General features: G+C 45.2%; 10 protein-coding genes. All 10 read right to left on the bottom strand.

Features of this window, described 5'->3' with window-relative positions; genetic code table 11:
* Positions 1–49 precede the first annotated feature (49 nt).
* The 10 genes from J2T16_RS07385 to J2T16_RS07430 all read right to left on the bottom strand — a co-directional run bounded on the left by J2T16_RS07385 (position 50) and on the right by J2T16_RS07430 (position 13,447).
* On the bottom strand, positions 50–1,135 hold the full coding sequence (locus J2T16_RS07385; RefSeq protein WP_336122340.1) for a glycoside hydrolase family 53 protein: 1,086 nt from the start codon (positions 1,133–1,135) through the stop codon (positions 50–52).
* Positions 1,136–1,167: 32 nt separating this feature from the next.
* Entirely contained in the window at positions 1,168–2,046 is an 879-nt protein-coding gene (locus J2T16_RS07390) for a carbohydrate ABC transporter permease (protein ID WP_090924410.1), read from the bottom strand.
* A gap of 29 nt (positions 2,047–2,075) precedes the next feature.
* Entirely contained in the window at positions 2,076–2,966 is an 891-nt protein-coding gene (locus tag J2T16_RS07395; protein WP_090924409.1) for an ABC transporter permease, read from the bottom strand.
* Between the two features lie 282 nt (positions 2,967–3,248).
* Positions 3,249–4,940, bottom strand: coding sequence for a type 2 periplasmic-binding domain-containing protein (locus J2T16_RS07400; RefSeq protein ID WP_221789895.1), 1,692 nt, complete (start codon positions 4,938–4,940; stop codon positions 3,249–3,251).
* Between the two features lie 124 nt (positions 4,941–5,064).
* Positions 5,065–6,693 (bottom strand): response regulator, encoded by a 1,629-nt coding sequence (locus J2T16_RS07405; RefSeq protein ID WP_221789897.1) that lies wholly within the window; start codon positions 6,691–6,693, stop codon positions 5,065–5,067.
* A 26-nt stretch (positions 6,694–6,719) separates the two neighbouring features.
* Complete coding sequence (locus J2T16_RS07410; protein ID WP_221789899.1) at positions 6,720–8,474, bottom strand: sensor histidine kinase; 1,755 nt, start codon at positions 8,472–8,474, stop codon at positions 6,720–6,722.
* Positions 8,475–8,984: 510 nt separating this feature from the next.
* A complete protein-coding gene (locus J2T16_RS07415; protein WP_154886482.1) occupies positions 8,985–9,683 on the bottom strand; it encodes a hypothetical protein in 699 nt (232 codons plus the stop codon).
* 177 nt (positions 9,684–9,860) lie between these two features.
* Complete coding sequence (locus J2T16_RS07420) at positions 9,861–11,390, bottom strand: ABC transporter substrate-binding protein (RefSeq protein WP_336122338.1); 1,530 nt, start codon at positions 11,388–11,390, stop codon at positions 9,861–9,863.
* Positions 11,391–11,534: 144 nt separating this feature from the next.
* Positions 11,535–12,443 carry a carbohydrate ABC transporter permease gene (locus tag J2T16_RS07425; RefSeq protein WP_221789903.1) on the bottom strand — a complete coding sequence of 303 codons (909 nt, stop codon included), beginning with the start codon at positions 12,441–12,443 and terminating at the stop codon, positions 11,535–11,537.
* A 17-nt stretch (positions 12,444–12,460) separates the two neighbouring features.
* Positions 12,461–13,447, bottom strand: coding sequence for an ABC transporter permease (locus tag J2T16_RS07430; protein ID WP_186809556.1), 987 nt, complete (start codon positions 13,445–13,447; stop codon positions 12,461–12,463).
* Positions 13,448–13,605: the final 158 nt, after the last annotated feature.

The raw sequence follows: 13,605 nt of genomic DNA on the forward strand, positions 1-13,605 counted from the left end.
AAAAACTCCCTTGCTGTTGAATTACGATAATTTACCTAATGCATATCTTTTAAACAAAAGTTGTAACATTCAATTCTTGCGCCGCAGTTAACGCCTTAAATGATTCAAGCTTGCGCCCTTTAAAATCAAACATCGTCAGATTACCCCAGTTGTTCGGGTGCCCCACAGACCATTCTTCTTTACTCGGAATCCACGCAGGCTCCCAATAATAGAATCCATGGCCCAAACCGCCGGGAACATCACGAATAATCTGTAACATATCCTTCAGATATCGGGTTTGTCCTTCTACCGTTGCAGGATAACCTGGCAGCAGCATGTCTTCCTGATTCATGATCCATTCGATGCCTTCTGGCTGTTCCAGCGTCCACGGGTATGCCGTTTCAACCACGTTAATTGGTTTGCCGTAGCGTTTGGCAAGATCATTCAAATTGTCACGCAAGGCATCCAACGTTCCATGCCACCAAGGATAATAAGACAGACCGATGACATCAAACTCTACACCTAACGCCTCGAAACGATCATAGAACTTACGGCTTTCGGCATTGTCGCCGCCGCGGTCAATATGAATCATGATTTGAATGGAGGGATCAACGGATTTAACCGCTGCAATACCATACTTCACAAGCCCTGCAAAACGTTGCCACTGTTCGTCTGTATCATGCTCTTCACCACCGACACGCCCATCATCCCATAACATGCCTGGCGTAATTTCATTACCAACCTGAACCATATCCGGCAAAGCGTCGTGTTCTTTCAATGTGCGAAGCACATCCGCCGTATATGTGCATACAGCCAGTTTAAGCTGTTCGTAGGACAGGTTCTCCCATGCTTTCGGTTTCCACTGATTCGCGGGATCAGCCCAGCGATCAGAGTAATGGAAATCGAGCAGAAACTGTAATCCCTGTGCCTTGATTCGTTTGGCTACTTCTACCGTGCGCTCCAGATTACAGTATCCGCCGACGGGATCATTCCAGATGCGAAGCCGGATAGCGTTAGTATCATTTAATTTGAGAATGGTCAGCAGATCTTCTTCTTTGCCATCCACATCACGATATGTTCCCCCATGCTGTTCGATCTCGTCCATAAATGACACATCCATGCCGAGAACAAATGGTTGATTGGTTGATGAATTCAAAATATCAGCCTCCAGTGATTAGGGATTGAGGCTCAGCCTTTTACTGAGCCCAGTGTCATACCTTTTACAAAGAAACGTTGCAGGAATGGATACACAATGAGAATCGGCGCACTTCCGATAAAGATTTGGGCTGCACGCACCGTCGTTTGCGAGATCGTTGCCATTTCCTGCGGATTCATCGCCATCGTGCTCATGTCACGTTTGATAATGACCGTCTGCATGAAGGTTGCCAAAGGATAATCTTTCGCATTGTTCATGTACAAGAGACCGTCAAACCACGAATTCCAGTGAAACACCATGCTGAACAGTGCAATCGTTGCAATGGAAGGCATGGAGATCGGCAGGAAGATGCTGAACAAGGTTCTGAAATGGTTCGCTCCGTCAATCAGTGCCGCCTCTTCCAGCTCTTTCGGAATGCCGCGGAAGAAGTTAAGCATCAGGATGACCAGGAACGTATTGACTGCACCCGGAAGCACCAGCACCCAGAAGGAATCCATTAGACCAATCTTTTGAATAACCATGTAGAACGGTACCAAACCGCCGTTGAAAATCATGCTGAAGACGAAAATCCAGGAGTATACCGTTCTGCCTTTGAACTCACTATTTTCCTTGGATAGCGGATATGCCGCCAGGAAAGTAATCAGGAGTGTAATACCTGTACCAATGACGGTACGAAGTAGTGAAATCCAGAGTGAGTTCAGGAAAATCGGATTATTCATTGTTTTTTTATAGGCTTCGAGGGAAAACCCTACCGGCCAGAGACTGACCAGATTTGCATCTGCCGCAGCCTTGTTACTGAAAGATACAGCCAGTACGTGAATCATTGGCACAATACACATGATAGCAATCAGAATAAGAAAACTGATATTGATGACATTGAAAATGCGATATGATGGTGATTTATGATACATCGTAGTCCCTTCCTTCTCTGTTCATTCGATTAGAATATGCGGTATCCGGCGTATTTCTTGGCCAGGCTGTAGGATACGAGGATCAGAACCATACTAATCACGGATTTGAACAATCCAATTGCGGTTGCAAAGCCCATCTCTCCATTTTCCAACGCCGAGCGGTATACGAATGTATCGATGATGTCTCCTGATTGATATACGAGCGGATTGTACAAGTTGAAAATCTGATCGAATCCTGCATTGAGTACGTTACCCAAAGCCAGCGTTCCAACGACCATCAACATCGGTACAAGTGACGGAATCGTAATGTGGAGCGTTTGCTTCCAGCGGTTTGCTCCGTCGATCTCTGCCGCTTCATACAGCGCCGGGTTAATGCCGGCGAGGGCAGCCAGGAAAACAATCATGTTATACCCGAATTCCTTCCACACATCCGTCAAAATGATCGTTGGTCGGAACAAACTGTTATCTCCAAGGAAGAAGTAGGGTCCGAGGCCAAATGTGCCGAGCACCCGGTTTACAAGTCCTCCCGTCGACAACAGATCAAGCAGAATTCCGCCCAGGATAACCCAGGACAAGAAGTGAGGCAGATATACGAGCGTCTGGATCGTACGCTGAATGGCCATCTTGCGAACTTCATTGAGCAGAATGGCGAACACAAACGGGACAAACAAATTAAAAATCAGTTTGAGTACCGCGATGATGAGGGTATTCCAGATAACCTGCAAACTATCATCACGTTCAAATAAATATCTAAAGTTATCAAGCCCGACCCAATCCGAGCCGCTGATACCCATCCATGGTTTGTAGTCCTGGAATGCCATAACGATTCCGCCCATAGGCACATAACTGAAAATAATCAGAAAGATGATGGCTGGCAGCAGCATTACGTGGAATGGCCAAGTTCGTTTTAAAGTTCTCATGATTGCTCCCCCTGTAATTCTTCCTACTCAAGTACTCCTGAGTGGCTCTATAGGCAAATTATATCAACCTACCAGCACCCCAAAACAGCGCATAAAAGCAATATAAATGGCACAAAAGCAACTACTTTGGACATGTACTGGAAAGAGGGACTCTTGGAGCTGTATTCCCCCGTTTCGCAGGTTTTTTTATGCATTCTTCAAGGTTTGAAAAATGAAAAAACGCACAGACTTTTATCGTCTGTGCGTCACGTTTGGCTTTACATTTTCATCGTGTATAGCCGATTATTTTTTCACGCCGTCATACCATTCGTTCACTTCTTGAGTGATCTGATCGCCGCCACCGGATTTCCATGTTTGAACAAAGGTATCAAACGAATCGACCGGACTCTTGCCATAGATGATCTCATTAAAGGTCTGGTTCTCGATTTTGTTGAGGTAATCCAGTTTGGACTTCATCGTTTTCGTTGTAGGCCCTGTGAACATGTCTTTGAAAGAAATATCTTTCTGTTCCAGCAACACTTTCGCTGCTGCAGGCGTTTCAGGTCCGTAGTTCACTGCTACGTCTTTTTCCAGCTTCGTTTGCGGCTCTTTACCGTCTGCAAGATTCATCAATGCTTTCATCTGAGCATCCGGAATACGCGCGCCGTCACGAACAAGCAGGTAACGTACGACGTTGACATATCCACCATCGATTTCATCCGGTTTTTTCTGTTTGCCGTTGGCATCCAATTGATAGTCGTATCCATCAAACAAACCGTTATCATATTCACTTCCTGGCTTCGGATCTGCATAATTATCAAACAGGTAGTTTTGATACGTAAAGAATGCTTCTGGATGTGCCATATCTTTTTTGATCAATGTCACACCGTTAACAAACTGTGTTCCGTGACGCATTGCTTTACCATCGGGTCCAGCCGGGATAGCAATGGGCTTCCATACGGCACTTGGTACGTTCTTCACGGTATCGATCAATGGCCATCCACTCATCCAGTAAGGGCCAGGGATAATTCCTGCTGTACCTGCCACTGCCGGCTCAGCCGTTTTGTTCTCATCCCACAGCGCTGCTTCCTGAGGAATGTATCCTTTTGTCAGCCATTCATTCAGTTTTGTCAACCCTTGTTTCATGCCTGAGTTAATCGAACCATACTCCAGCTTGCCATCTGCACCTACATTCCATTGGGAAGGCAGTGTACCATAAGCGCCGAAGATCCAAGATGGATCACCCATCCATGTATTCATGGATTTCTTGAAACCAATGCTCAGGGGTGTTACTTTATCCGGCGCAAGACCATCCGGATTTTTGTTTTTGAATGCATCCATAACCACTTCCAGCTCGTCAATGGTTGTTGGTGCTTTCATATTCAGCTTATCCAGCCAGTCTTGACGAATCCAGAGCAGGTAGTCGTTGTTGTATGCGTAATCCAGTACGGGAATACCCATTCTTTTACCGTCACGGCTGTATTGATTCCATACGTTTGGATCTTGCTCCATCGCTTTTTTCCATGTGTCTGAAGCATATTTATCGAACAATGGTCCAACTTCCTGATACATACCCGAGTCAATTAAGTCTTGAGCCACCAGATTGTCCGGTTGTCCAACCGTAACGATATCAGGCATTTCCTGACCGGAAGACATCGCCAAACGCAATTTTGTTGCGAATGCACTGTTCGTATCCGTCACGGACCACAGGGATTTGATATCAATACCAAATTTGTCCTTTGCCCATTTGGTAGCTACGTTATTTTCCATGGATTCACCGTTTTTAAATTTCAGTTCCGGGTCAATCCCCCATGCCGTCGTGATCGTTACCGCTGGATCATACTTTTCCTTGTATTCATTTTGAGCTCCTGTGGAGCTGGGTGTTGCACTCTCTTTGCTTTCATTGCCACCTGAACATCCTGCAAGCACGACAGTCAGACACAGCGTTGTAGCGAGAAGCGACAAGAATCTCTTTTTCGTTGATTGCGCTCTCATGTTGTTCCCCCTTAAATCGTTTTGGTTACCCTTTCATTATAGGACGGGTCAGGTACATCAGCCTATGATACGAAATCAAGATTTCTGCACCTTTGCCAACCTATATGCTCGAATGATGTTGTATTTATGTCTGATCCCGGAATTCATTCGGTGTTAACCCATAATGTTTTTTGAACATTTTGCTGAAATATTGCGGATTTTGATATCCGAGTTCACTCGTTATCTCATATATTTTTTTATTCGTATTTTTAAGCAAATACAGTGCCCGTTCCATACGCATGCGAATCATATAATCTCCCAGACCCTCGCCTGTCTCTGCTTTATATATTTTCGAAAGGTATACCGGATGTAAATAGACTTTATCCGCAATCATCTTCACGGAGAGGTCTTGCCCGGTGTCTCTGGTCACCAGTTCCTGCACCTGTTTAATGACATGTCTACGACTCTGTGCTCCCTCCTGATCGGACAATTCCTCCTGCAGCTTCGCCAGCATATCCATGGCCCAGCGCCTTAGCTTCTCTGGAGATTGGATCAATTGATGAGCCAGCAACAAGTCAAACCCCGCATGGTCGATCTCGTGCACCAAGTGACCCTGTTTGTGGGCGATGTACATAAAAGCATTGGTAACCGACAAGTACATCTCATACACATACTCTCTGGACAAGCAAACCTGATCCGCCGCATCAAAAACGGCATTCAACTTGGCGGCTGCTGTCTCCCATTGTTTGGTCTCCAGTAGCTGCGGCAGTACCGGTGGCTTGTACAACTCTTCAAGAGCCTGAGCCGCATCATTTTCGGGGCGCTTGTTTATGGTATTTTCCATATCCACATAGATGATCTTGTGTTCTTCCGGTCCCGAAAGAACAAGAGAACCCAGGCTTTTTCGATAAACGTTGGTGAGTTCTTTAAAAGGAAACGGAGGGGTCACAACGATGGATAAATCTCCTTGAAGATAACGCACCACATGCTCCCGGAAGGTCTCGGCGACATTACGTAATGGACTGTTAACCAGCAGGGATTCTTCCGCCTGTTCCCTGTTCTGCAGGAACATCACCAAGCAATCATGTGGCCCACGGCTGAACCAGACATGATAGGTCTCCCCGAGCACTTCCTCGGCGATATTTCCAACAGCAAAATCCATCAAATCAATGGACTGCTGATCCATGGATGCAAAACGTCCAGCAAGACGAATCAGCATCATCGCAGCAGGGTGTTCCGGCTCTATATGAAGCTCATATTGCTCTAATTGCTCGCGCAGCGCTTTCGACGAAACCTCTCGGCCAAGCAGCAAATCATGCATAAGATTCTCTCTCAGAATCTTGTAGTCGGATTTACGACTGTACAGCAGACGATGATATTTGTCGAACTCATCCCACTCATCCCGCAGAGAGGTAATCGCCGCTGATACCGAATTCATAAACTCATCATCATTAACAGGTTTTAAAATATAGTCAGCCGCCTGTAATTGAATTGCCTTTTTAGCATAATCAAAATCACTGTGACCTGTCAGCAGAATACAGCGCACATGAGGCCAGCGCCGGTTTACTTCCGCAATCAGATCAAGGCCTGTCATACCTGGCATGCGAATATCCGTCACGACGATGTCCACTGCATTTTCTTCCATAATCTCCAGCGCTTCCTTGCCCGATGCTGCACGCAACACCGTCGTGACTCCAAGTTCCCCCCAAGGAATCGTTAACTCCAAACTTTCTGTTACATATGTTTCATCATCCACAAGCAATATATCAATCAATGTGGTCACTCCCTAGTCCCTTATATTCACTCTTTGTCTTTCAGCAGAGGTTGCTGTTCCACTGGCCATGACAAGGTCACACGAACTCCCCCGAGCTCTGATTCCGCCAGCTCAATGCCACCCTTCCCTCCATACCTGAGTTGTAACCTCTGATTCACGTTCCACAATCCGCAGCCCATCTCCTGATCCATAGTACCTGCAAGTTTGATCAACATCGCTTCTCGCTCTTCTTGCGTCATTCCTTGACCATCATCTTCGACAATCAAAAAAAGTGTACCGCCTCGTTGCTCACCGGACACCCGGATCTCTCCGGCTTCTGCATCCGCTTCGATACCATGGATGACCGCATTTTCAACCAGAGGTTGTACGATTAGCGGAGGCACTTCAATCCGCAACATATCTTCTGGCAGATCCAGCGTGTAGTGGATACGTTCCATACGCATACGTTGAATTTCAAGATAGTTGGTCACAAATTCAATCTCTTCAGATAACGGAACAACATCCCGCTCCTGTCTTGTGGTGTACCTGTAATACCTCGACAGATTATGCGACATAGCCACAACGGCATCGACTCGCTTCAGCTTCGCCATACTCGTAATGAATGAAAAACAATTATAGAAGAAATGCGGGTTAATCTGTGACTGCAATTGCTTTAAACGTGCTTCCCGGACATGGATTTGCTCAAGGTATACATGCTCAAACAACTGCTGAATCTTTTCCACCATGGAATTAAAACGTTCAGACAAAAAACTGAACTCATTACGGCCTTTGGGCTCAATACGAACCGAATAATCTTCTTGCTTCAATCGCTGGAAACCGCGAATCAGTTGCTTTACCGGTACTTGAACTTGCACATATAACAAGTACGCCGCAATACAACTCATCAGCAGCAGACAAATCATTGCAGAATAAAACAGCTGATTCGACTGGTGAATCGGTTTCAAAATATCTGAAAGCGGCATGTAATCGACCAAATACCAGCCGGTTGTACTCGATTTCACAGAATTGACCATGTATGGCTCATTTCCAATGACGATCGTGCGATTTTCTACGTCTTGCAGTGTATGGCTAGATAATTCTTTGATTAATTGATTAGTTAACGTACGATCTGATGTCCGGTTATAGATCACCCCAGTCCCTTCGCGAAAATAGAACGGGTCATGCCTGCCGTCGCCTTTGAATTTATCGAGCATGTCACGGATATTATCGCTATCGAACTCCAGCTTGATAATCGTTTCTGCATTCTCCGCAGGATTCTCGATGCCATAAGGTGACACCGTAATCCAGCTGAATTTGAACCGATCATTCTGCCCATCCTCGATTTTGTGCACATCCCAGCCAGAGATGAGGCTTTCTTTTAAAGCCTGCTTGTCATAAGTACGGGCATCCCGTTCCGAGATCACCCTGCCAAGCGATGGAGAGTACAGATATAATTTGGTCTCCCAGTTAGATGAGCTTTCCTGAATACTCAGCTTGTTCTGGATTCGCTTGACGAGATTGATGGCATCCAGATCAAAATAACGGCTCTCCGCAAATATGCGCCGAAAGCTCGCAATATCGGGGTCATGAATCAGCAGGTTCGGCCAAGAGGATAATAATTCAATATGGGTATTGACCTGATTCTGGAAAAATTCAAGCTGATTGCTGTTCGAACGATTAAGCTCAGTCCTTAGTACGGCTGTTGTTTTATGATTGGAATACCAGTACAGGAGCACAACGGGAATAAGCATGATCAGAATTAAAATGACCATCTTGGAAAACAGATTTGTCCGGTATGACATGGAAGTTTCATCTCGCTTTATTTGTTTTTTTACTTTTACTACAGAAGTGGAACTAACGATTTTACACAATCCACTCCGATGACAGAATAACCTTCCATTCGCTGTTATCCCCAGATTTTTTGATTCCTTTTTAAAAAAGGGGAAATCCGGTGATAAAGGCGACCGCTTCGCTTTTCCAGGTTTTTTCTGTTCTCTCCGTTAACGTGTAAAAAAGAGTTAACTTATATCGTGACATTAATTGTAATCAAATTGGTTGTAATTACAATCTATTTCTTGCACACGGGCAAACCAAATCAATAGAGTGCCCCACTATCTATCCTAAACATTGTCTCCCCTGTGGAAAAGGAGATAAAAGCAATTTATCAGCACTAAATTCAACTTCTGTACACGAAAAAAACCGGCATATCTGCCGGTTCCGTCCGTATAAGCAAAGCTTTTTTTATGTTTTCCTTCTGCAAGTGATTCATTATATATGTTATGTACTTGAAACTAGAGTCTGTTTATCACGAACTAAGGAATGTCATAATCAAAAACCGTATTTCTTCCATCGACTTCCACATCTAATACAATATCCTTCAATCTGCCCCTCACTTCGAGTGGGCTTTCCGCCACACCTGAAAATTCAAGTGTACCCGTGAATGTCTTCCTCGGCTCAATCCGAATCGGTCTCGCCTCTAGATGAACCGACTGTAATGATTCGGACAGCGGATCATCCTGATTTGAATAGCTTCCATACAAATCAGGTTTAACCATTACAGCAACCGCAGAGTTACTGTAATTTTTCAGCGTCAATTCACAGGTTGCCAAGGCATATCCATTAGATGACACATCATAGGTGCATGAGCTGTCATTCTGCATGTAAGATATGCTATTCATACCTGTTGCTCCCCATTTCACCACGTACATCAACTTGTCTGTCATAAATGAATAACAGAGTATGATAGCCAGAACAGCAATCCATAACGTTTTTGCCACAAGTGGAAACGTACACATGATCTCTTTACGCGTAAGATAATATCCACAGGCAAGCATTCCAAGTCCAAAGTACATCGTGATGTGTACACCACTTAAATAGGATGTGGTATACGGAGAAATACCAATGAATAATAACAGCGAATCCCCTACTGAGAAACCGAGATGATGTTTAAAGGTAAAGATGATGGCAAACAGCAATAATCCCCCTGAGAACACAAGCCTGGTTCTCGACACGAAAGCACCTCCTAATCAACCACCTGATTATATCATATTTTTCCTATTTTTGATTAACGATCCAGACACAAAAAAAAGGAGTTATCGGTTTTTACCGATAACATCCCTTTTTGGAGTCCTGCCTGATGAGATGCATTGGATGATGGAATCATGCGATCTCTCAGGACAGCTTTTTTACTATTTTTGAGCCAAAAATGCATCCAGTTGCTCTTGTTTGGCTGCGATAATCTTATCGATGCCTGCTGCTTTTAATTTTTCCAAATACTTCGGAATCATTTCATTCGGATCAACGGCACCCGAAGTCATTCCCGGCTTAAATTGTTTGTTGACGTTATTTACGGCCGCAATTTCGTTTTTAACCGACTGGCTGTTAAACGTGAAACCAAGGGCAGGAGATTTTACACCTTTTGCGTTAAACTCTTTGAACTTTTCCCATTTCTGTGGATCTTCGTTATCCCACAGATAGTTCAGGAACTGGTTACCCAGTTGCCATTGTGCACCTGGATTGTAGGTACGGCTGTTTGCATCTACGCCGTCAGGCAACTTAATGATGTTCTCTTGACCTTCTACTTTTACATAGTGTTTGCCTTCAATACCGAAGTTGAGCAAATTGTTAATTTCTTTGTCAGAGTGTAACAAGTTAATGACTTGCATTGCTTTCTCCGGTTGTTCGGAAGAACGGGAGATCGCAAGCATTGCACCAGAGGCATCCCCAGTTGTAATCGTTGGACTGGTCATCTCAATTTGCGTGAGCGGATGTCCTACATAACCTTCCTCTTCCTTGTCTTTACCTGGCTTCATACCATCCGTCCACATGAAGGCTTTACCCGCTTTCGCCTGATCTTTCGGGAATACATTGGACGTAGCTGCATCACTGTTGATGTAACCCGCTTGATACCATTTACGTGCAAGTTCGGCTGCTTCTTTGAATTCCGGTGTTTCCACCTCGTTCAAAACGGTAGTCTCTCCTGCGGTCTTAGAGATTACGCCAGGTACAGATGCATCACCGAGGTAATCCCAATCCAGATTTTCCAAGAGTCCATTACCATTCGTATTGGACATGTAGAACGGAGTAACAGACGGTTCGTTCTCTTTAATTGTTTTGAGCAGTGGTTCCAGATCAGCCCATGTTTTAACTGCTGTCAGGTCCAGTTTGTATTTATCAGCCAGATCCTTGCGCACCAGCACGCCGCGAGTGGCTGCAAGCTCCTTGTTTGTAGGTACACCGTAGTTCACACCATCCACCTGGGAACCTTCCAGGAAGGCTGGGTCGAGATTTTTCTTGATATCTTGACCATGCGCATCAAGCAGATCATTCAGCGGCAGGAATGCCCCCTTCGCCACGTTTACCGTGTAGTTCTGCCAAGCAGCGGTAAAGATTATGTCTGCCTTTTCTCCAGAGGAGATCATCAGATTCAGCTTGTTATCCCACTGTCCCCAGTCTACAGCATTAATTTTGATCGTTGCTCCGATCTTGGGCTCCATCTTTTTGTTAATTTCCGCTTCCACAAGAGCGACATCTTTCTGAGGTGTGCCCGGATAGAACAATGATACCTCATAAGGCTTTTCATTATTTGTGTTCGGCGTACTGCCCTCAGCACCAGGTGTTGCAGAGTTTCCCTTGTCTGACGAACAGCCTGCAAGCACCAGTGCCAGTGCCATGGCCGCCGCCGTCATACGTGACCATACTTTTAACGATTGAACCAATTGAACCCCTCCTGTTCATATAATGGACCCTTGTTTTCCACACGTTTACCGTTCTTCCCCAATTCCTCATAAACGGCAAGCTTTCTGTATATGCCCTTTCGTCTATCTTCGATTGACCATACTCCCTCCCTAACCGGCCCGGAGTTATCCTTTCACAGCACCTACTGTCAGACCTTTGATGAAGTAACGCTGAAAGAACGGGTACGCCAGTACGATTGGACCTATACCGACGACAGCCATCGCCATTTGCAACGTTTTGTTTGGCAGATTGAGAAGTCCGCCCTGCGATGAGATCTGTGAAGAAACGTTAGAGTTGGTTGTTAAATATTGAATATCGAGCAGCGTCCGGTACATAAGGTACTGAAGGCTGATCGTCCGGTTATCCGAAATAAAAATCATACTAAGATACCAGTCATTCCAATAGTTCAGCGTACTGAACAGCGCTACGGTTGCCATAACCGGCAATGAAAGCGGCAGTACAATTCGCAAAAACGTTTTCAATTCACCTGCTCCATCGATACGTGCCGATTCCAGAATCGAAACGGGAATGGAGTTCGCGAAGAAAGTACGCATGACAAGTACAAAGAACGGTGATAAGAGCAACGGCAAGATCAAAGCGAGAATCGAGTTTTTCAAATCCAGCACGTTGACGTAAACCAGATACCAGGGAACAAGTCCACCGTTAAACAACATCGTGAAGAAGATGAAAAAGGCGAACCAGCCTCGGTATGGCAGATCTCTTCGTGATAGTGGATAAGCATATAATGCGGTCAGCGCAACACTCGTAACCGTACCAACAACCGTTACGATGATAGAAATTCCATACGAGTGGATGATCTGATCCATATCTTTAAAGAGGAATTCATAGGCCGTGAGGCTGAATTGCTCCGGTATAAGCTTGTAGCCATTCGCAATAACCGTTGTCTCGTCGGAGAAAGAGATGGCGAAGACCAGTATGATCGGCACGATACAGGCAATGGCATAGAATAAAAACATGAAATGAATAACAGCAGCAGAACGCTTGGATACAGCTAATGGATCACGTGTTTTCACAACTGACTTGCCTCCTCTCAAAATAGTGCATTATCTTTGTCGATCCGTCTGACGATGGTGTTGGACACCAGCACCAGTACAAATCCGACAATCGCTTGATATAGACCTGCCGCAGATGACATCCCGATGTCTCCACCAATGAGGAATGTCCGATATACATACGTATCAAGAACGTTGGTTACAGGGAACAACGCACCTGATTCCAGCGGAACCTGATAGAACAAGCTGAAGTCTGCATAGAAGATCCGGCCAATCTGAAGCAATGTCATAATAACAATCAGCGGGATCAAAAACGGAATGGTGATAAAACGAATCTGATGCCACTTCGATGCACCATCCAGCACAGCCGCTTCATAATATTCTTCATCAATGCCCACAACAGCGGCCAGATAAATGACGGCATAATAACCGATATTTTTCCACGTATTCACAAGCGGCAAGATGTACGGCCAATACTTCGGTTCCGAGTACCAGTCAATTGGCTGTCCTCCGAACATTTGCAGTATGGTTGAGTTCATGAATCCCGAGTCCTTGCCGAGGAAAGCCAAAACGAGATAACTAACCACAATCATCGATAGAAAATAAGGTAACAACATCAGCGACTGATACAGTTTGGACATCGCTTTGTTTTTAACTTCGTTAAGCAAAATGGCGAGACCTACACCGACAGTAAGATTGAGTGCAATAAACACGGTGTTGTATGCAAGGGTGTTTCGCGTAATTTCCCATGCATCGCTGGTCGAGAACAGGTATTTAAAATTGTCCCACCCGCTCCACGGGCTTCCCCAGATTCCATCCGCGTAGTTTACATTTTTGAATGCGATCAGAACGCCGAACATCGGCATATAATTGTTTACCAGCAGAAACAGAATGCCTGGCAAAAACATCAGGTAAAGTACCTTGTACTTGCCAAGATTGTACAACACGGACTTGCGCTTTCGAACCGTGCCTTCCGGTATCTCCGATATCCGTACGCCCTTACCCGCTTGGGGTTGTGTCTTCATAACGTGTTCTCCCTCACTCCTCTTGAATTCTTCCTCAGGATGAAGCTCCGTGCGCCTCCTGTGGTTCAAGTATACGGCGGGGCGATCAAGTCCTCTATCTGCTGTGGTGACCTATTCAGTTATCAAATTATGACTTTGATGCCATAAAAAACAAACAA

Origin of the sequence: Paenibacillus intestini (assembly GCF_030803945.1) — a bacterium.
Classification (GTDB): Bacteria; Bacillota; Bacilli; order Paenibacillales; family Paenibacillaceae; genus Paenibacillus; species Paenibacillus polysaccharolyticus.

Excerpts from the sequence above, each read along its gene's own strand:
- J2T16_RS07390 (WP_090924410.1), bottom strand. The coding sequence starts at position 2,046 with ATGTATCATAAATCACCATCATATCGCATTTTCAATGTCATCAATATC.
- J2T16_RS07395 (WP_090924409.1), bottom strand. The coding sequence starts at position 2,966 with ATGAGAACTTTAAAACGAACTTGGCCATTCCACGTAATGCTGCTGCCA.
- J2T16_RS07400 (WP_221789895.1), bottom strand. The coding sequence starts at position 4,940 with ATGAGAGCGCAATCAACGAAAAAGAGATTCTTGTCGCTTCTCGCTACA.
- J2T16_RS07410 (WP_221789899.1), bottom strand. The coding sequence starts at position 8,474 with ATGTCATACCGGACAAATCTGTTTTCCAAGATGGTCATTTTAATTCTG.
- J2T16_RS07430 (WP_186809556.1), bottom strand. The coding sequence starts at position 13,447 with ATGAAGACACAACCCCAAGCGGGTAAGGGCGTACGGATATCGGAGATA.